This is a genomic window from Sorangium sp. So ce119, from assembly GCF_051524405.1.
Lineage (GTDB): Bacteria > Myxococcota_A > Polyangia > Polyangiales > Polyangiaceae > Sorangium > Sorangium cellulosum_G.
In genome coordinates, this window is sequence record NZ_CP150310.1 from 8,155,368 (window position 1) to 8,175,011 (window position 19,644).

The following is a 19,644-nucleotide window of genomic DNA, read 5'->3' on the forward strand; positions in this document are numbered from 1 at the left end:
GCTCGCGCGGGTTTCGGGCGGTTGACCAGTTTGCTAAGCTCCTCGTGTGAGCCATCCGATGAGCAACGAGGCTGGCGGGGTGCAGGGGGGCGGGCTCTCGCATGCGACCTCGGAGAACGACGCCGGCCCCGATCCGGTCATCGGCGCGGGCATCGCGCTGCTCGGCATCTTCTTGATGGGCGTGGGCGGCGCGGCGGGCGCGCACTACCTCTTCAACTTCGGCGTGCTCGTGGCGGTGCTCGGGGCCGTCCTGTTCGTCCTCTTCGTGGCGCTCACGGCGCTGAAGCAGCGCCGCGCGCTCGGCGCCGCGAGCCGCGCCTCGAGCGCCGAGAGCGCCGCCGAGCAGCGAGACGCGCGCGACTGATCGGCGGATCGGCGCGGCGGCTCCGCGACGCATCGACGGGGCGGCGCGGCGGCTCCGCGCCTGCTCGCCTCACCCCCGGGTCTCGCCCTCGCGCTCGCGTTGCTCGTCCGGCGTCGCCGGGGAGCCGTCCTGAACCACGGCCTGGCCGGCGAGGTCCGGCTCGATCTCGGCGAGGGGGACGCCGAGCTCCTCCGCGATGCTCGTGATCTCCGCGCGCTCGGCCGGCGTGGGCGCGCCGTCCGCGGCGGCGAGCCGGATCAAGAGGCGCACGACCTCGACCCGCTCGCTCGCGTTGCAGAGCGCCTTGAGCTCGCGGTAGCAGCGATCGACCTCGCCCTCCTGGAGGGCGGGCAGCTTGCCCTGGAGCGCGTTGAACACCGCGTCGACGCCGCTCGGGGCGAGCCCGTCGATGTGCGTGAGCAGCTCGCGGAGCAGCTCGTCCTCCTTGGAGGAGAAGCGGCCGTCGACGCAGGCGACCTTGCCGAGCAGGACGATGACGGTCGCGATGTAGCGGAGGACCACCGCCTCGTCGTCCGGGAGCGCCGCGCGGAGCTCCTTCAGGAGGGCGTCGAGGTTCGGGAACGAGCCCCCCTGCTTCAGGCCCAGCCAGGCGAGGAGTCCCACGCGTTGAAGCTACCAGATCCTCGTCGGGCAGGGCAGCCCGACGGAGCACCGCCTCGCCGGGCTGCTCTGCCCGGCGAAGCGCCGCTCGTTACGCCCGTCATCGTGATCCATGCCGCGGCTTAGTCCTCGCCCCCGCGCTCCGCAATCCAGTCGTCGACCGGGTTGTCGGACTTCGGGGTCTTCAAGATCGAGCCGTCGGGCCCGTCCTTGCGCACCACGAGCGTGCGCCGCGTGGTCGTGTCCGGCGTCTCGCGCGCGACGACGGTGATCACGTTGACCCCCGGCCGGAGCGGCGCCTCGAACGAGAACTCCGCCTTCTTCGGGTCCGCGCCGTCGCGGTTCGACTTGTAGTAGAGCTTGCGCGACCCGACGAAGATGAAGGTGTCGAGCAGCCGCTCGCTGTCCGACGCCGTCCCCGTGATCTTCACGGTGCCGGCCGTCGTCGCCAGCGCCGCCGCGGCGATGTCGAGCGTCGGCGGCGCGTGCGAGTAGACGTCCTCGAACGCGACCACCGCGGGCGCCTGCCCGCCGCCCTGGGTCACCTCGCGCGCCGCGACGAACGCGAAGCGGTTGGCGCCGAGATCGGCCTTGAGGAACCCGCCGGGCGCCTCGCCGAGCACCTTGACCACGGCGCCCGCAGGGAGCCTGCCGAAGCCGCGCGCGCTCGCCTCGGGCGACGGGAGCAGCGTCGCCCCCTGCGCCCCGGCCTTCACGGTGGAGCCGCCGCCCTTGATCTGGACGCGCGGCAAGATCGGGATCTTCACCTTCTCGCTGGCGAACTCGCGGAGATCGCGATCGCCGACCGAGAGCGTGAGCGTCGCCTCGGGCTCCGAGAGCGCCGGCTCCACGTCGAAGGTGAAGACCACCTTGCGCACGTCGCCCGGCTTGATGTTCGAGACGTCGAAGCGCCCGGCGTGCAGCATGAGCCCCTCGCCCGAGAGGTTCGCGATGTTCGCCTGCGTCTCGTACGACGGGCCCTTGCCGACGTTCTTGACGGTCAGGTACATGCTGACCCGCTCGCCCTTCTGGATGAGCCCGTCGCCGTTGCCCTCGCGGTCGTCGACGATCTGGTAGGCGTACTGGAAGAGCGGCCGATCGAGCGCGCGCACCGTGGGCCGGATCTCGACCGGGGCCGGCTCCGGCGCGCCGGCGACCTCGAACTTCACCTTGACGCCGTCGCTCCGCGAGAGGGCGTCCATCGGGATCTTGCAGACGCGCTTCTCGTTGGCCCTCCTCGGCTTCGTCGAGCCGACCTTCCGCCCCTCGACCTCGCACCAGCCGAGCGGCGCCTTCGCCGTCTTCGTCTGGCCAGGGCCGATCTTGCCGAGGATGAGCTCCTTGCTGTCGAAGTAGAGGTTGTCGCTCTCCGTCGTCCCGCGGAGCCGGTAGACCGGCTGCTTGCCGTTGTTCTTGACCGTGACCCGGAGCTCCATCGGCTGGCCGGCGGTCACCTCGGCGTTCGGGCGATCGGTCTCGACCTTCACCTCGAGCTCGGACTTGGCCGCCGCCGTCGCGCCCTCGGGCGCGTCGGACCAGTCGACGCCGAGCTTCGCCAGCTCGGCCGCGACCTTGCCCAGCTCCTCCTTGCCGACCTGCTCGATGTGGTCGTGCACCGCCCGGAGCTGCTGGAGCCTCGGGGTGCTCGGCGGCATCCGCGCGGCGAGCTCGCGCGCGAAGCGGATCGGGAAGTCGAGGGCGAAGTCCTCGTCGATGTCACCGCCGCGCTCGCGCATCTGCTCGCGATCGGCGCTCGTGAGCTGGTAGCGGACCACCTCGGTCGGCTTGCCCGCCGCCGCCGCGCGCGCGTTCGAGAGGTGCGCCGAGAGATCGCGCTCCCGGAGGCCGTCCTTCTGCACGGTGAGATCCATCTCGAGCTCGTCGACCGTCATCGGGTCGAGCTCGATGTCCGGCGTCACGCCGACGCCCTGGATCGAGATGTCGCCCGGCGTCAGGTACTGCGCGATCGTCAGCTTGAGCGCCGCCTTCTCCGCCGTGACGTCGGGGAAGACGAGCTGCACGCTGCCCTTGCCGAACGTCTGCGAGCCCACGATGACGGCGCGGTCGTTGTTCTTCAGCGCGCCCGCCACGATCTCGCTCGCGCTCGCGCTGTTGCCGCTCACGAGCACCACGATCGGGTACGCCGGCTCCGTGCCGGGGCCCTTGGCGCGCTTCTCCTCGCGCCCCTCGGAGGCGCCGACCGTCGAGACGATGACGCCGTCGGCGAGGAACTTGTCGGCGATGCGCGCGGCCTGATCGAGCAGGCCGCCCGGGTTGCCCCGCAGATCGAGCACGAGCCCCTTCAGCTGCCCCTTGCTGCGCAGGCCGTCGAGCGCCGCGTCGAGCTCCGCGGTCGAGGTCGCCTGGAACGTCTTCAGCCGCACGTAGCCGACGCCGCCGTCCAGGGCGCGCGACTCGACGGACCGGACCTTGATCACCTCGCGGGTCAGCTCGAACGCCTTCGGGGTCTGCCACCCGCCCTCGCCCTCGCGGGTCACCCAGACGGTGACCGGGGTGCCGGGATCGCCGCGGAGCCTCCGCACGGCGTCGTCGAGCGGCATGTTGAGCGTCGACTCGTTGTTGATCTTCACGATCCGATCGAGCCGCTTGAGGCCCGCCCTGCCCGCGGGCGTGTCGGGCATCGGGTTCAGCACCGTGAGCATCTGATCGCGGATCGAGATCACGACGCCGAGCCCGCCGAACGCGCCCGACGTGGAGAGGTTCATCTCCTTGTACGCCTCGGGGCTCAGGAACGACGAGTGCGGATCCAGCGTGTGCAGGATGCCGTTGCACGCGGCGTACTCGACCTCGCGGAGGTCGACCTCGGTGCCCTTGAGGTTCTTCTGCAGGAAGCTGAAGACCTCGCGCAGCCGCGCCGAGACGTCCCAGGGGCCCTGGATGTTGTCGATCCGGAACTTCTTCTCGCTGGTCTCGACGCGGACGGTGACCTCGTTGGGATCCTCGTTGAGGACGATCACCTGCGCGACGTCGCGCTGCACCGCGTTCAGCGCGGACAGCAGCATCTCCTTCGGCTTGACGCGATCCGGCTCGACGTACTTGTCGCGGATCATCTTGAGCGTCTCGTTCACGGCCTCGAGGCGGGTGAGGTCGTACGGCGCCTTGGCCACCTGACCGGTGACCGCGAGCGCCGGCTCGAACCCTCGCCAGAGCCCCCCGGGACCGAACTGAAGAACGAAGTACGCTGCCAGCGGGAACGCAGCGGAGACCACGAGCGCCTTCACGATGCGCTCCAGGAGTCGGTGAGGCATACGGCGCTCGAGTATAGACGCGCGCCAGCGAGCGTCGACCAGCGTCGCGCGGCGCTGGCGCGCGTTTCTACGCGTCTCTACGCGCCGCGCCGCGCCGCGAGGGGGGGACTACACGGGCTTGTGTGTGTCCTCTTCCTTCGCGTCCGTCTTGGCGGGGAGCTGCTTCGCGGGGTCCTCGTCGTCGTCGTCCTTGAGGCCCTTCTTGAAATTCCGGATGCCCTCGCCGATGCCCTTGCCGACATCCGCGATCCTCCCCGCGCCGAAGAGGAGCAGGGCGAGCCCGATGAGAAGGGCGATTTCCAGCGGTCCAATGCGGCCCATAGCGGTGATCCCTCGAAGGCTGCCGTGCTCCCCGCGACACGCGGCGGCGGGCTGCGGCCCGGTTCCGGTGGACCCATACCACCCATCCTCCGCACCGGCAATGCAGCGGTTCGGAGCCTTGAAACCCGTGCTAGGCTCGCGCGACCGGCTTCGCTGGAGGAGGGAGGAGGCTCGCTCCGCCAGCGGTTCAGAAATCGAGAACGGCTCGACGGCCCAGGCGGGTCGCCGACCGGCCGGACCGGACGCCAGGCCGCGGGAGCGCGCCGGCGGCGGTCCGGGGCTCCAGCCCTCGCAGGCTTCGCGATCATCGACACGGGGAAAACACGATGCCGATCAACCGCATGAATCGAAAGGCAGCGCATTGTCTGGCAGGGGCGTCGGTGGCGGCGGCGGTGCTCGCCGGCGCTCCCGAGCGCGCGAGCGCCCAGGACGCGGACGCGAGCGACAAGGTGAGCGTCACCGGCAAGGGGATCGTCGGCGGCGCGCTGCTCGGCGGTGAGGTCGTGATGCTGACGATGGGCGCGATCGGGGTCGAGCGCGCCTGGCCCTACCTCGTCTTCGGCGGGCTCGGCGCGGCGGGCGGCGGCGTCGCCGGCTACTTCATCGAGGCCTCGGAGCCTCCCGCAGAGGTGCCGCTCTACATGCTCGCCGGCGGCATGGCGCTGGTCATCCCGACCCTCATCGTCACCCTGAACGCCACCGCGTACAAGCCGCCGGAGACGGACCAGAGCGAGCCCATTCGCAACGAGCCGGCCGCGGAGCCCCCCCAGCCGGGCATCAACGTTCAGCTCACGACGGACGCAGCGCCGTTCCTCCGGGGAGCCCGCTGGGAGCAGCCCCGGCTCGGCCTCGTCGACATCACGCCGGGCCGGGTCGCGCTCGGCATGCCGGCGCTCTCGCTCAAGCCGCTCTACTCGCAGGACGAAATGTTCAAGTTCGGCGTGGCGCAGGGGCACGAGGTCCGCTTCCCCGTCCTCCGGGCGACGTTCTGACCGGCCCGGCGGAGACCCGCGCGGCGGGCCCCGCTCGCCGGTCTCTGTACCGATCGCAACGCTCGGCGTTAGGCTTTCGCCGTGGCCGATCTCGACGATCCCCCGCTCCCCTGGTCCACGAGGCTCTGGTTCGCCTTCGCGTGCTTCTTCCGCGTGCTGTTCGACGCGCAGTTCGCCGCGCGGGCCTGGCGAGCGCGCGCGGCAGCCGCGCTGCCGCCGGCCGAGCGGGGCGCGCCGGAGCCGGCCGAGCGGGATCGAGAGGGCGGCGCGCCCCGCCTCCCCGGCGCCGCGGAGGTCGCGAAGAAGGAGCCCGCGCCGCAGGCCGCGCCCGCGCCGCAGGCCGCGCCCGCCATGACCTCGGCGCTCCAGCTCCTCGCGCTGCTCCAGCGCGAGGGGCGGCTGGTCGACTTCCTCGAGCAGGACATCGCCTCGTTCGGCGACGCGGACGTCGGTGTGGCGGCGAGGATGGTCCATGAAGGCTGCCGCAAGGCGCTGCGCGGCCATGCGAAGCTCGCGCCCGTGCGGCGCGAGGACGAGGGGGCCAGGGTGACGCTGGAGGCCGGCTACAGTCCCGCCGAGGTCAAGCTCATCGGCAACGTGTCCGGGAGCGCGCCGTACCGGGGGGTCCTGCGCCACCGGGGCTGGCGCGCCGAGGAGATATCGCTACCGACGCCTGTCGCCGGCCACGACGCCAGCGTCATCGCCCCCGCGGAGGTCGAGCTATGAGCGCGCGCTACATCATCGGCATCGATCTCGGCACGACCCACTGCGCGCTCTCCCATGCGCGCGTCCCGGACGAGGGCGCCGATCCGCGGCTCACGCCGTCGCCCGAGGTGCTGGCCGTGCCGCAGCTCGTGGCGCAGGGGGCGCTCGAGGCGCGGCCGCTGCTGCCCTCGTTCATGTACATCCCCCTCGAGAGCGAGGGGCCCCAGGCGCTGCCGTGGGACGCCGAGCGGCGGTTCGTCGTCGGCGAGCACGCCCGCGCGCGCGGGGTCGACGCGCCCGCGCGCCTCGTCTCGAGCGCGAAGAGCTGGCTCTGCCACCCCGGCATCGACCGGCGCGGGCCGACGCTGCCGGTCGGCGCGCCCGAGGACATCGAGAAGATCTCGCCGGTCGAGGCGTCGTGGCGCTACCTCGAGCACCTCACCGAGGCGTGGGATCACCTGTTCGCGAAGGACGATCCGGAGCTCGCCCTCGCGAAGCAGGAGATCGTGATCACCGTGCCCGCGTCGTTCGACGCCGCCGCGCGCGAGCTCACGGTCGAGGCGGCGAGCGCCGCGGGCTTCGAGGACCTCACGCTGCTCGAGGAGCCGCAGGCGGCCGTGTACGCCTGGATCGACGCGGCCGGCGAGGCGTGGCGCAAGCACCTCCAGCCGGGCGACGTGCTGCTCGTGGTCGACGTCGGCGGCGGGACCACCGACTTCTCCGCGATCGCCGCGGTCCCGCGCGACGACGGGTCGCTCGAGCTCGTCCGCGTGGCGGTCGGCGATCACATCCTGCTCGGCGGCGACAACATGGACCTCGCGCTCGCGCACGTCGTGAAGGCGAAGCTCGCGGCCGAGGGCAAGGAGCTCGACCGCTGGCAGATGACGTCGCTCACGCACGCGGCGCGCGTCGCGAAGGAGCGGCTGCTCGGCGATCCGTCGATGAACGAGGCGCCGATCGTGATCGCCGGCCGCGGCTCGAAGCTGCTGGGCGCGTCGATCCGGACGGAGCTCACGCGCGACGAGATCACGCGGACGCTCGTGGACGGGTTCTTCCCCGAGGTCCCGTCCTCGGCGCGCCCCGCGACCCGCGCGCGCGCCGGCCTGACGCAGCTCGGCCTGCCGTACGCGCAGGACCCGGCGATCACCCGCCACCTCGCGGCCTTCCTGGGGCGGCAGGCCGGCGCGACGTCGAAGCTGGAGGGCTTCGTCCCGAAGGAAGGGAGCGCCGGGTCCGGCCGCGCGCCGCTCCTGCTGCACCCGACGGCGGTGCTGTTCAACGGGGGCGTCATGAAGAGCGCGGCGCTGCGCGAGCGGCTCGTCGCGACGCTCGGCGCCTGGCTCGAGGAGGACGGCGCGCCGCGGCCGCGGGTGCTCCCGATCGACGACCTGGATCTCGCGGTCGCGCGCGGCGCCGCCGCCTACGGCCTGGCGCGGCGCGGCCGGGGGCTCAGGATCCGCGGCGGGACGGCGCGGGCGTACTACGTGGGCATCGAGGGGGCCGTTCCGGCGGTGCCCGGCCTGGAGCCGCCGATCACGGCGCTCTGCCTGGCGCCGTTCGGCATGGAGGAGGGCACCGAGGCGACGCTGCCGCCGCAGGAGTTCGGGGTGGTGGTCGGCGAGCCGGTGCGCTTCCGCTTCTTCAGCTCGTCGGTGCGCCGGGACGACCAGGCCGGGGCCGAGCTCGAGGCCTGGAAGCCGGGCGAGCTCGAGGAGCTCTCGCCGATCGAGGTCACCCTGCCCGCCGAGGGGCGCCGCGAGGGGGACATGGTGCCGGTGCGGCTGCGCGCCTCGGTCACCGAGGTGGGGACGCTCCTCCTGGAGGCGATCCCGCGCGAGGCGCAGAAGCCGAACGAGCGCTGGCGGATCGAGCTGTCGGTGCGCGCCGAGACGTGAGGCGCGGCGCGTCAGCGTCGGGAGCGAGCTGACGCGCCGCGCCAGCCCGGCGCACGCCGCGCTGGCGCGACGCGCGGGGCCGTGACGGCGCCGGAAGAGCTCACCGGGAAACGACACCACGACATGGCGCCCACGACTCGCAAGCTCCGCGTCGTCCATACGACGAGATACACCTACGATCGCCCGGTGGAGCGCAGCGTGCACAAGCTGCATCTCTGCCCGATGGTCGACCGGGATCAGCGCGTCCTCTCGCACGCGCTCGCGATCGACCCGGAGGTCCCCACGGTGGAGTTCGAGGACGTCTTCGGAAACCGGGTCACGCGCTTCGAGATCGCCTCCCCGTATACCGCGCTCACGATATCGGCCGACTCGGTCGTGGAGCTGCTCGACGCGGATCCGTTCGCGTTCGCGACGACGAAGATCCGGCCCGCGTTCCCCCTCGCCTGGATGCCCTGGGAGCAGGCGATCATCGCGCCGTACGTGCGCCCCGCCGAGCTCCCTGCCCCCCAGCTCCAGGAGCTCTTCGATTATGCCATGTCGTTCGTCGAGCGGAACGACGCGGACCTGATGGAGACGCTCTTCGCCATCAACCTGACGCTCTTCCGCGAATACCGGTACACGCCGGGCGCGACCGACCTGGCGACCACCCCTCACGACGTCTTCGTCAACAGGCGCGGGGTCTGCCAGGATTTCGCGAACCTGTTCATCTGCCTGTCGCGGCTCCTGGGCATTCCGGCGCGCTACGTGTGCGGATACATCTATACCGGCAATGTCGGCACGAACCGCGCCGGCTCCGACGCGACGCACGCGTGGGCGCAGCTCTACATCCCGAACATCGGCTGGAAGGGGTTCGATCCGACGAACGGCGTGCTGCCCAGCCTCGACCACGTGCGGGTCGGCTACGGCCGCAACACCACGGACGCCACCCCCACGGCGGGGACGCTCTACACGCCCGCCGCGGAGACGATGACCGTCGATGTGACGGTGTCCGAGGTGGAGTGAGCTTCGCTGCGGTATCGACCGCGCGTCGACAGGGCCCATCACAGCCAGCAGGAGCGCATCGCGGAGCCCGCGCGAAGACGGCCGCAGGGGCGACAGGCATCCCGCCTGCCCCTGCGGCCGCGCGCTGATCGCCGAGGATCGGTCGGAAGCGTCCGCGATACCTCAGCGCATCGAGATCACTCGCCGGTGTCCTGGAGGCAGACGGTGCCCTGCTCGATGCATGCGCCGTCCGCTTCGGTGGCCACCATGCTGCCGCACGCCGTACACTCGTCGCTCTGCTCCGCCCCTTCCGGGGAGCACTCGTTGAAACAGGGATCGCCGTCGGCCGCGCCGCAGGCCTCGCAGATACAGTCCGTGAGCGCCACGTACTTCGGCAACGAGGACTCGCACAGGTCGTTCGGATCGGCATCCTCGAGGAGGGGCGCCGAGCAGGTCACACACTCCACGCCTTCGCCGCCGCCGCCGCCGCCGCCGCCGTCGCCGCCGCCGCCCTCGCCACCCTCGCCGCCGGTGCCGGTCGTGGCGCTCGAGGTGGTCGTGCTGCTGCTGCTCGCGGTCGTCCCGCCGCCCGTGCCCCCGTCCGTGTCGTCCCCGCACCCCGCGGAGAAGGCGGTCGCGCCAAGCATGAGAGCCATCGAGACAATGCCAACAAGATTGATGCTACGCATGAGATCCTCCAGCGCGCTTGAACGAGCGCCAGCCTTCGATAATCGCTTCGTCACCGGTCCCACCGGGACATGCCGGTCGCGGCGTTTCCCGCGCGCCGGCGGTGGCACCCTACTGCACCCAGGCTGTGACGCTCAACTGTCTCGATACGGCTCACAGAGACGACTTTCCGAGCTTCGCCCGACCGAAATACAGTGACACGAGCCCCGCCGAGGACGAACCCGCCGGGACCGCGCGGCTCGGGAATCGCCTGACCCGGCGCCGAACGCGGGAGACCCGCAGTCGCCCGTCGCGAGTCGAGCGCGCATTCGCGCCGCGCCGCGAGGGCACCAGAGCGTCATGCCGAATCCGGCGAGCCACGATTTCCGAGCCTTCTTGTGCCCCACGAAACCCCGCATGGCGGAGCTCGGACAAGGCCTCGCGCGCGCCCGGCGCCGCTCCGGGATCTCGCCGCGCCGTGGCGATGGATCGAGCGAGCCTGGAGACGGCGGTGGACCTCGCCGGAGCGCTCATTCGACATGAACGTGGAAGTTGGAAAGCGCCCGTGTTCGCGGCCGAGCGGCCCGGAGCTGCTATGATGAGAGGCGCGACGGCGCAGCCGCCCGCGGCCGCAGCTCCGGACATCGCGCTGCGGTCATGGGCGCTGCGCGCCAGCGACATGGACTCACGCGCGCCGCGATGCGCCGGCGACGCGCGCGCTCGTCGCACGTTCCTCGCGCGGTCGCCGCATGGTTCAGGTCACGGGGAGGGCACGATGAGCTTTCGGTTGCGCCTGTGTCTGTTGGCGACGCTCGCGGGCCTGTGCGCCTGCGCGAGCACGCCCGTGCAGTGGCCCTCGCCGGAAGGGCAGCCGAAGCTCCAGCCCGCGCGGGAGATCAACCCGATCGCGCGGCCGGACGCGACGCGCCCGGTCGCGATCGTCGGGGCCACGCTCATCGACGGCCGCGGAGGGCCGCCCGTGCGGGACGCCGTCGTCGTGGTCCGCGGCGACCGCATCGTCGCCGCGGGCGCGCGCGGCGCCACGGACGTCCCGGCCGGCGCCGAGATCGTCCGCGGCGACGGGCTCTCGGTCCTGCCCGGCCTCATCGACGCGCATTTCCACATCGACGGCGACGACGCGCTGCCCGCGCTCTTCCTGCAGCGCGGCGTGACCTCGCTGCGCGAGCCCGGGCACTGGATCGAGGCGTACGACGCCGCGCGCAGGGTCGGCCCGGTGCCGCGGCTCTTCCTGGCGGGGCCGATGCTCGACGGGCCGGACCCCGCCTACCCGGAGAGCGCGCTGATCGTGCGCGACGCGGCCGAGGCGCGCTGGGCGGTCGATCGGCTGGTCGAGCGCGGGGCGTCGGCGATCAAGGTCTACTTCCGCCTGCCGCTCGGGCTCGTCGAGGCGATCGCGCAGGCCGCGCACGCGCGCGGCGTGGTCGCCACCGCGCACCTCGAGACGGTGGACGCCGCGGCGGCGATCCGCGCCGGGCTCGACGGCCTGGAGCACATCACCTCGCTGGGCACCGCGCTCGTGCCGCCGCGCGAGGCGGAGCGCTACCGGCAGGCGGTGATCGCCCGCAACGAGGCGCGCCTCCAGGGCCGCTACGAGCTCTTTCGCGGCATCTCCCTCGGCGCGCCGCGGACCTCCGAGCTCCTCCGGCTGCTCGCCGCGCGCGGGACCTTCGTCACCCCCACCCTCGCCATCTTCGAGCGCCGCGCCAACGACGAGGGCGCGACCGAGACCCACGTGCGCGGCTTCGAGAACATGATGAGGCTCACCGGCGCGGCGCGGCGCGCCGGCGTGCGGGTGGTCGTCGGCTCCCACGGCACGGTGCCGGGCGCCGAGCGAGGGTGGGCCTACCAGCGCGAGATGGAGCTGCTCGTCGAGAGCGGCCTGTCGCCCATGGAGGTCCTCGTCGCCGGCACCTCCGAGAACGCGAGGTTCTTCCGCATCGACGACCGGCTCGGCAGCGTCGAGCCGGGCAAGCTCGCCGACCTCGTCCTGGTGGAGGGCGACCCGCTCGCCGACATCCGGGCGATGCGCCGCGTGAGGCGGGTCATGTTGAACGGGCGATGGGTCGCCGCCCCCCAGGGCGACTGAGCCGAGCGCGCCGCGGGCTGGCTGCGGCGCGCTCCGGCGGAAGCGTTCAGCCCATCTCGACGTCGACGCGCACCGTCTTGCCGGCGGGGGCCAGGGGGATCACGTTGCCCTCGACCGCCTTGCCGTCCACGGTGAGCTTCTTCACGCCCTTGCACACCCCCGAGTTCTTGACGTTGATCTCGTAGGTGGCGCCGCGGAAGCGGCGGGAGATGGAGAAGCTCTTCCACGCCTTGGGTACGCAGGGGTCGAGCTTCAGGCCGTCGTACTGGGGCTGCACGCCCAGGATCCCCTGGCTGACGGACACGAACGTCCAGGCCGCGGTGCCGGTGAGCCAGGCGTTCTTGGCCTCACCGAAGACGGGGGCGTCCTTGCCCGCGATCATCTGCGCATAGACGTAGGGCTCGGCCCGGTACGTCTCGATCTGGCTCTCCTTGGCGGAGGGGCAGATGGAGAGATAGTACTCGAGCGCGCGCTCGCCGTCGCCCAGCAGACACCATCCGAGGTGGATCCAGGTGTTGTTGTGGCAGAAGATACCGGCGTTCTCCTTGACGCCCGGCGGGTACGAGGTGACCTCCCCGAGCTCGAGGTGATAGGTCGAGTACGCGGGCTGCTGCAGCACGATGCCGTTCTTCGTGTAGAGGTGCTTGTGCACGCTCTCCATCGCCTGCTTCGCGCGGCCGTTGTCCGCGCCGGCACCGCCGAGCACGCACCAGCCCTGGCTCTCGATGAAGATCTTGCCCTCCTCGTTCTCCTTGCTCCCGACGGCGCGGCCCTGGGCGTCGTAGGCGCGGCGGTACCACTCGCCGTCCCAGGCCTCCTTCTCGACCACGGCCAGCATGTCGGCGTACTGCCCGCGCATGCGCTCCGCGTCGGACTTCTGGCCCATCCAGTCATACAGGGCGGCCATCTCGCGGCTGGCGTAGAGGAAGAGGCCGGCGATCATCACGGACTCGGCCTTCGAGTCCTTCACGTCGCCCGCGGTCTGGAAGCTCTCGTTCGGCTCGGTGCTGAAGCAGTTCAGGTTCAGGCAGTCGTTCCAGTCCGCGTGGCCGATCAGCGGCAGGCCGTGCGGGCCGCGCTTCTTCATCGTGTACGCGATGGACGTCTCCAGGTGGTGCAGGAGGTCCTCCTTGGAGCCCTGCTTGTCGGCGTAGCCCACGGCCTCCTTGAGGATGCCCTTGTCGCCCGTCTCCTTGATGTACGCGCACGTGGAGAGGATGAGCCACAGGTGATCGTCGTAGAAGTCGCCGCCGATATCGGCGTTCCCCTTCTTCGTCAGCGGCTGGTACTGGTGGTAGCAGGTGCCGTCGCTGAGCTGGGTGGCCGCGATGTCGAGGATGCGCTGGCGGGCGCGCTCCGGGATGAGGTGCACGAAGCCGAGGAGATCCTGGTTCGAGTCGCGGAAGCCCATGCCGCGCCCGATGCCGGTCTCGTACATGCTGGCCGACCGCGAGAGGTTGAAGGTGGCCATGCACTGGTACTGATTCCAGGTGTTGAGCATGCGCCGCGCGTGCTCGTCCGGACAGTCGGCCTGGAAGTTCGCGAGGAGCCCGGCCCAGTCCTCCTTGAGCTGAGCGAACGCCCCGTCCACGGCGCCGGGCGCCGAGTACTTGGCCAGGATCTCCTTGCCCTTCTGCTTGTTCAGGACGAAGGGCGCCTTGAACTTGGGCAGATCCCCCTGGTCCACGTACGAGAGCACGAAGCTCAGGGTCTCGCTCGCGCCGGGCTCGAGCGAGAGGCTCACCTGGTGGCTGCCGATCGGGTTCCAGCCGAACGCCTTGGAGTTCGTGGCCTTGCCCTTGGCCGGCACCTGGGCCTCGTGGAGCCCGTGGTGGACGCTGCCGCAGAAGGCGTCGCGGCTCGTGTCGAACCCGTCGACGGCGCGCGTGCAGGCGAAGAGCGAGTAATGGGAGCGGCGCTCGCGGAACTCCGTCTTGTGGTAGATGGCGCTCCCCTCGACCTCCACCTCGCCGATGGAGTAGGTGCGCTGGTAGTTCGTCATGTCGTTGAGCGCCTCGAAGAAGCAGAACTCCTGGAAGGAGAAGAGCTGGATGTCCTTCTTCGCGCCGCTCTTGTTGGTGACCCGGGTGCGCCAGATCTCCACGTTCTCGCCGGGGACGATGAAGAAGAGCACCTCGACCTCGACGCCGTTCTTCTCGCCCGTGATCTTGGTGTATCCCAGGCCGTGGCGGCACTCGTAGCGATCGAGGGCCGTCTTGACCGGCTTCCACATGGGGTTCCACACCACCCCGCCGTCGTTCACGTACAGGTAGCGCCCGCCGATATCCATGGGCACGTTGTTGTACCGATAGCGCGTCAGCCGCCGGAGCTTGGCGTCCTTCCAGAACGTGTAGCCGCCGGCCGTGTTGGTGCAGAGGCCGAACATCTCGTCCGAGCCCAGGTAGTTGAGCCAGGGCAGCGGCGTGTCGGGCCGGGTGATGACGTACTCGCGGCTCTCGTCGTCGAAATGGCCGTACTGATTGCTCATGGACGCGCGGTCTCCGTGCATTCGGTGGAGTCGAAAGCTGGGTCGGAAGCGGGGAGCTTCTCTCCCGTCAACGACAGAAAAAAACCCAGCGGCAGGGCTGCCCCGGGTTCGATAAGCCGATGATTGTTGGGCTGGGGCCTCCGAGCGAGCTCAGAGGGCCGCCACTCTAGACCCCTGCCCTGCTGGTTGTCAACGGGGCCCGCGGGAGCGTAGGCCGGCGTTTTTCCCGGAGAAATGCAGCACTCCACGCCCTCGCGCTCGATGGCGTGGCCGCTGTGTGGCGGACAACGCAAGATTACGGCACGGCGTGAATTTTACACGTCCCTGTGCGGCCCGATCTGGCGCGGCGCGGCGTGGGAGCGCGCGGTCCTCGGGCCTACGGTCTTCGCACCTCGGACGGGCATGCGGTCGTCGCACCAGGGGTGAGCCTGGGGGACCGTGCCAGTCGCGCGCCCTTGGCTACCGATCGTCGTCGGAGTCCTCGTCCCGGTCCTCGTCGGGGAGCACCAGCCTGCCGATGGCGACCTGGCGCGCCGTGGTCGGATAATAGGCCGTGCCGGCGGCCGTGCTCCAGGTGTGCCCGACGATGGTGTCCGACGTGCTCGTGTAGACGCGCATCACGCCGTAACCCGCGCCGGTGGCCCACCGGCCGCCGGAGGACATCCTGGAGTCGGACGGGCCGTGGTGTGAGCTCGTCGAGTCGACCACGCTCACCTCGTACTGGAACGTGCCCAGCACGAAGGGGCTGACCGGGAGCTTCAGCCTTGGCGCCCGGCGGAGGATCGCGACGTGACCTGTCGACGACTCGCCCGCAGGATAACGGAGGGCGATGACGTCGCCGGCGCGCGCGTCCCCCAGGTCGTGGATCCTCTCGAATCCATTCTCCTCGACGATCGCGTCATAGTAAGCGGAGGCGCTCGGGCTCCGGCTGCCCAGCCAGTCGTCGAACGACGACTCGGACCACCCGTAGCCCCGCTTGAGCATCTCCGTCAAGAAGGTGGCGCACTGCGTGCGGTTCATGTAACGCCGCGCGCCGGACACGCCAGCCCAGGAGACGAAGCTGGCAGTCGAGTATTCGTTGTTCTCAGGAGCGACGTTATCGACGAGTCGCTCCGCCCACATGAGGTGGTCGACGTCACGCGCGGCCGCAGGCCGCGGCGAGAGCCACGAGAGCCCCGAAAGGACGAGACAAGCGATCCCCAACGGACAACGACGAACGCTCGCCATGATCCACCACGCAATGCAATGTGTTGCTCGGACCGGCGCGTCGCTCTCAGCGCGCGTATTCCCGTGATGTATTAACCACGATCGGGAGACGCCGTTCAATATAAATTTGCAGCGTGAGTATCTTTGGGAGTCGTTTGTCCCACAGGCGCACAGAGGGACAGGCACTCTCGCGCGCCGTCCGCCCCGCGGGACGACGGAGGACGCAGGGCGGCGGAAAGCAGGCGATTTCGAGGGAGGAGCTGTGTTAACCTGGCCTGTTGTCCCGGCGCTCGGGCGGCGCGGGAGAGCGGGCGCGGGTGACGTGTTGGCGGAGGGAGGACGCGCGGCCGACGGGGGCGCCGGGCCGCGGGCTCCTCACTTCGTCTTGATACGGAACTCCACGCGCCGGTTCATGGCGCGGCAGCCCTCGTCGTTCGTGAAGCAGAGCGGCGCGCCGGCGCCGTACCCGGGCGCCGTCATCGGCGTCGTGACGCCGCGCTGGACGAGGTAGCGAACCACGGCGTTCGCGCGGCGCTCGGACAGCTTGATGTTGTGCTCCACCGTGCCCTGGTTGTCCGTGTGCCCCTCGACCGTGAGCGCGGTGATCTCCGGGTGCGTCCTCAGGATGTTCGCGACCGCGTCGAGGACCGAGAACGACTCGGGCCGGATCTCGTCCTTGTCGAGGTCGTAGAAGATCGGGCGGGCGATCTTGATGCGATCCCCCTCGATCACCGCCTCGGCGGGGGCCGCCGGCTGGACGGGCGCGGGCGGAGGAGGGGGCGGCGGCGTCGCGCTCGCCGCCAGCGACATCTCGGTCTTCGCCGACCCGCACCCCGCCGCAAGGACGCCCATGACCACAAGCCAGATCGCTCGGTTCGCTCGCATTTCGCGCCTCTAGCACGGGGAATCGCCCGGAAAAAGTGCGCTGACACCGCCGGCGAGCCGCCGGCGCGTCGCCCGCCGCTCCGCCCGCCGGAGCGGCGGGCGGAAGGCGCCGCGGCGATCCAGTATCGTTGCTGCGCGCACGCATGTCCGCCCCCCCGAAGAACCCGAGCCTGATCGTCGGAGTCGACCTCGGCACCACGCACACCGTCGTGGCGTGGGCCGAGCGCGACGCCGATCCCGGCGCCATCCGCGTCTTTCCGATCCCGCAGCTCGTGACGGCCACGGAGGTCGAGGCGCGCCCGCTGCTGCCGTCGCTGCTCTACGCGCCCGTGCCCGGCGAGGCGCCGGCCGACCCCTTCGGCGACGCGCCGTTCGTCCTCGGCGAGCAGGCGCGCCGGCGCGGCGGGGAGATCCCCGGCCGGCTCATCGCCTCGGCGAAGAGCTGGCTCTGCCACCCCGCCGTCGATCGCACGGCGCCGATCCTGCCCTGGGGCGCGGGCGACGACGCGGCCGACCTGCCGCGCGTCTCGCCGCTCGACGCGAGCGCCCGGCTCCTCGCCCACGTGCGGCGCACCTGGGACGAGGCCTTCCCGGATCGACCGCTCGCGGAGCAGGAGGTCGTGCTCACCGTGCCGGCCTCGTTCGACGAGGTCGCGCGCGAGCTCACCGTCGAGGCCGCCCGTCGCGCCGGCCTGTCGGCGCGGCTCCTCGAGGAGCCGCAGGCCGCGTTCTACGACTTCATGCGGCTCGCGGGGACGGGAGGCCTCGACGCCCTGCTCGCCCGCTCGGGCGGCGAGGCGTTGGTCCTCGTCTGCGATGTCGGCGGCGGCACCACCGATCTGTCGCTCATCCGCGTCGCGCGGCGCGCCGGCGCGGCCGACGGCGCTCCCCTCGACGGTCCTCCGGTCGAGGTCTCGCGCGTCGCGGTCGGCCACCACCTGCTGCTCGGCGGCGACAACATGGACCTCGCGCTCGCTCACCTCTGCGAGCCGCGCCTCGTGGGCGCCGGCGAGAAGCTCGACCCGGCGCGCTTCGGGCAGCTCGTGCTCGCCTGCCGCGCCGCCAAGGAGCGCCTGCTCGGCGGCGCGTCGCCCGACGGCGCGCCCGGGCCGCCGGACGACGCGCCGGTCACCGTGCTCTCGCACGGCGCGCGGCTCGTCGGCGGCGCGCTGACGACGCGCCTCGGCCGCGAGGAGGTCGAGCGCGTCGTGCTCGACGGGTTCCTCCCGGAGACGCCGCGGGACGCGCGGCCGCAGCGCGGGCGGAGCGGGCTCGTCGCGTTCGGGCTCCCGTACGAGCGCGACGTCGCGATCACGCGGCACGTGGCCTGGTTCTTCGCGCGCCACGCCCCCGGGTCGCTCGGGCCGACCTCGCTGCTCCTGAACGGCGGCGTCTTCCGCGCGCGCCGCGTCGCCGAGCGGCTCGCGCGCGTCATCGAGCGCTGGGGCGGCCCGCCGCTCGACGTGCTCCCGCACGCCGATCCCGACCTCGCCGTGGCGCGGGGCGCGGTCGCCTACGGCCTCGCGCTCGCGGGCCGCGGCGTGCGCATCGAGGGGGGCGCGGCGCGCGGCTACTACGTCGGCCTCGAGCCGCCCGCCGGCGGGGGGCCGCGGCCCGCGGTCTGCGTCGTGCCGCGCGGCGCGAAGGAGGGCAGCGCGCACGCGGCGGCCGGGCGGACCTTCGCGCTCGTCGTGGGCCGACCGGTCCGGTTCGACCTGTTCGCGTCGGACGACGCGCGCGAGGACCGCGCGGGCGACCTCGTCCCGCTCGAGGAGGACCGGTTCGAGGCGCTCCCGCCGGTCGCGGTGGCGTTCGACGCCGGCGACGCGGCGCGCGCGCGCGCCGATGGCGGCAAGCGGGCGGAGGTGCGCGTCCAGATCGAGGGAGAGCTCACCGCGATCGGCACCCTGGATCTCGCCTGCGTCGAGGTGGGCGTCCCGGCGCCGCGCCGCTTCCGGCTCGCGTTCCAGCTGCGCGAGGACGGCCGCGGGGCGCGCGGCGCGGAGGGCGCAGGCGCCGCCGAGGCCGGGGGAGGCGCGACGGGCGGCGCGCCGGCGGAGCGGGCGCCGGCGAGGCCGCTCGCGGCGGCGACGCCGGGGGGCAAGCGGCTCGACGAGGCGCGGGAGGCGATCGAGCGGGTGTTCGGCAAGGGGCGGCCCGACGTCGCGCCGCGGGAGGTGAAGAACCTCGTGCGCGAGCTCGAGCGCGTGCTCGGCGAGCGCGCCGCCTGGACGACGGAGACGGCGCGGGCGCTGTTCGACACGCTCGCGCCGAGCGCGCGCTCGCGGCGGCGCTCGGCCGATCACGAGCGCGTGTTCTGGTCGCTGGCCGGCTACTGCCTCCGCCCCGGCCTCGGCGACGCGGGCGACCCGGCGCGGATCGCGGCGCTCGCGCCGCTCTTCGCCGAGCGGCTCGCGTTCCCGCAGGAGGCGCGCTCGTGGCAGCAGTTCTGGATCGCGTGGCGCCGCGTCGCCGGCGGGCTCGACGAGCCGCTGCAGGTGGCGATCCGGGACCTCGCGGATCCGTTCCTCGCCCCGGCCGAGCAGCGGCTGAAGAAGCCGAAGGGGGTGAAGCCGGAGGCGCTCGACGACCTGCTCGAGCTGTGCGCGTCGCTCGAGCGCGCGCCCGCCGGCCGAAGGAGCGAGCTCGGCGCCTGGATCCTGGAGCGCACGTGGACCGACCGCGACGCGCGGCTCTGGGCGGCGATCGGCCGCGTCGGGGCGCGCGTGCCTGCGTACGCGAGCGTGCACCACGTGGTCTCGCCGGCGGCGGCCGAGCGGTGGCTCGACCACCTGCTGCGCGAGAAGTGGGAGGGGCTGCCGTCGGCCGCGCCGGCCGCGGTGCAGCTCGCGCGCAGGACCGGCGACCGGGCGCGCGACGTGTCCGACCGGATCCGCGGCGAGGTGGAGCGGCGGCTCGTCAAGGCGGGCGCGCCGGAGGCGTGGGTGAGGGCCGTGCGCGAGGTGGTGGCCGTGGAGGAGGCCGAGCGCGCGGCGTTCTTCGGAGAAGGGCTGCCGGTCGGGCTGCGGCTCGTGAGCGAGTAGGGGCTGGGCCTGGAATTAGGCTCTTTCGCGGCGCTCTGCGCCACGCCGCGCGTCGGCCACAGCCTCCGCCTACGTGAAGCGCCCTGCGCGTGAAGTCATC

14 protein-coding genes are annotated in these 19,644 nt (G+C 72.0%); 7 read left to right on the forward strand and 7 right to left on the reverse strand.

Annotated features, from left to right (window positions below; all coding sequences use genetic code 11):
* Positions 1–58 precede the first annotated feature (58 nt).
* Positions 59–364 (forward strand): hypothetical protein, encoded by a 306-nt coding sequence (locus WME76_RS30755; RefSeq protein WP_437955815.1) that lies wholly within the window; start codon positions 59–61, stop codon positions 362–364.
* Positions 365–433: 69 nt separating this feature from the next.
* On the opposite strand, the gene WME76_RS30760 is transcribed toward WME76_RS30755, so the two are convergent.
* The 3 genes from WME76_RS30760 to WME76_RS30770 form a co-directional block, all read right to left on the reverse strand.
* Positions 434–988 carry a TerB family tellurite resistance protein gene (locus WME76_RS30760; RefSeq protein ID WP_437955816.1) on the reverse strand — a complete coding sequence of 185 codons (555 nt, stop codon included), beginning with the start codon at positions 986–988 and terminating at the stop codon, positions 434–436.
* Between the two features lie 119 nt (positions 989–1,107).
* The gene (locus WME76_RS30765; protein WP_437955817.1) at positions 1,108–4,254 is read right to left on the reverse strand and encodes an MXAN_5808 family serine peptidase; all 3,147 of its coding nucleotides are present in this window, start codon (positions 4,252–4,254) and stop codon (positions 1,108–1,110) included.
* A 108-nt stretch (positions 4,255–4,362) separates the two neighbouring features.
* On the reverse strand, positions 4,363–4,575 hold the full coding sequence (locus WME76_RS30770; RefSeq protein WP_433928658.1) for a twin-arginine translocase TatA/TatE family subunit: 213 nt from the start codon (positions 4,573–4,575) through the stop codon (positions 4,363–4,365).
* Positions 4,576–4,916: 341 nt separating this feature from the next.
* Between WME76_RS30770 and WME76_RS30775 the strand changes: the two genes are divergently transcribed.
* The 4 genes from WME76_RS30775 to WME76_RS30790 all read left to right on the forward strand — a co-directional run bounded on the left by WME76_RS30775 (position 4,917) and on the right by WME76_RS30790 (position 9,169).
* Positions 4,917–5,567 carry a hypothetical protein gene (locus tag WME76_RS30775; protein ID WP_437955818.1) on the forward strand — a complete coding sequence of 217 codons (651 nt, stop codon included), beginning with the start codon at positions 4,917–4,919 and terminating at the stop codon, positions 5,565–5,567.
* Positions 5,568–5,648: 81 nt separating this feature from the next.
* The gene (locus WME76_RS30780) at positions 5,649–6,293 is read left to right on the forward strand and encodes a DUF2760 domain-containing protein (protein ID WP_437955819.1); all 645 of its coding nucleotides are present in this window, start codon (positions 5,649–5,651) and stop codon (positions 6,291–6,293) included.
* Entirely contained in the window at positions 6,290–8,167 is a 1,878-nt protein-coding gene (locus WME76_RS30785; protein ID WP_437955820.1) for an Hsp70 family protein, read from the forward strand. The genes WME76_RS30780 and WME76_RS30785 overlap by 4 nt, the downstream gene beginning before the upstream one ends.
* Positions 8,168–8,290: 123 nt before the next feature.
* Complete coding sequence (locus tag WME76_RS30790) at positions 8,291–9,169, forward strand: transglutaminase family protein (RefSeq protein WP_437955821.1); 879 nt, start codon at positions 8,291–8,293, stop codon at positions 9,167–9,169.
* A 176-nt stretch (positions 9,170–9,345) separates the two neighbouring features.
* Here the strand turns inward: WME76_RS30790 and WME76_RS30795 are convergent, their stop codons facing one another.
* On the reverse strand, positions 9,346–9,804 hold the full coding sequence (locus tag WME76_RS30795) for a hypothetical protein (protein WP_437955822.1): 459 nt from the start codon (positions 9,802–9,804) through the stop codon (positions 9,346–9,348).
* A gap of 785 nt (positions 9,805–10,589) precedes the next feature.
* Here WME76_RS30795 and WME76_RS30800 point away from each other — a divergent pair.
* Positions 10,590–11,921, forward strand: a complete 1,332-nt coding sequence (locus WME76_RS30800) for an amidohydrolase family protein (RefSeq protein WP_437955823.1) — start codon at positions 10,590–10,592, stop codon at positions 11,919–11,921.
* 46 nt (positions 11,922–11,967) lie between these two features.
* On the opposite strand, the gene WME76_RS30805 is transcribed toward WME76_RS30800, so the two are convergent.
* The 3 genes from WME76_RS30805 to WME76_RS30815 all read right to left on the reverse strand — a co-directional run bounded on the left by WME76_RS30805 (position 11,968) and on the right by WME76_RS30815 (position 16,500).
* A complete protein-coding gene (locus WME76_RS30805; RefSeq protein WP_437955824.1) occupies positions 11,968–14,409 on the reverse strand; it encodes a GH36-type glycosyl hydrolase domain-containing protein in 2,442 nt (813 codons plus the stop codon).
* Between the two features lie 459 nt (positions 14,410–14,868).
* On the reverse strand, positions 14,869–15,531 hold the full coding sequence (locus WME76_RS30810; RefSeq protein ID WP_437955825.1) for a hypothetical protein: 663 nt from the start codon (positions 15,529–15,531) through the stop codon (positions 14,869–14,871).
* A gap of 459 nt (positions 15,532–15,990) precedes the next feature.
* Entirely contained in the window at positions 15,991–16,500 is a 510-nt protein-coding gene (locus WME76_RS30815) for an OmpA family protein (protein WP_061617064.1), read from the reverse strand.
* 143 nt (positions 16,501–16,643) lie between these two features.
* On the opposite strand from WME76_RS30815, the gene WME76_RS30820 reads away from it, so the two are divergent.
* A complete protein-coding gene (locus WME76_RS30820; protein ID WP_437955826.1) occupies positions 16,644–19,544 on the forward strand; it encodes an Hsp70 family protein in 2,901 nt (966 codons plus the stop codon).
* Positions 19,545–19,644 lie beyond the last annotated feature (100 nt).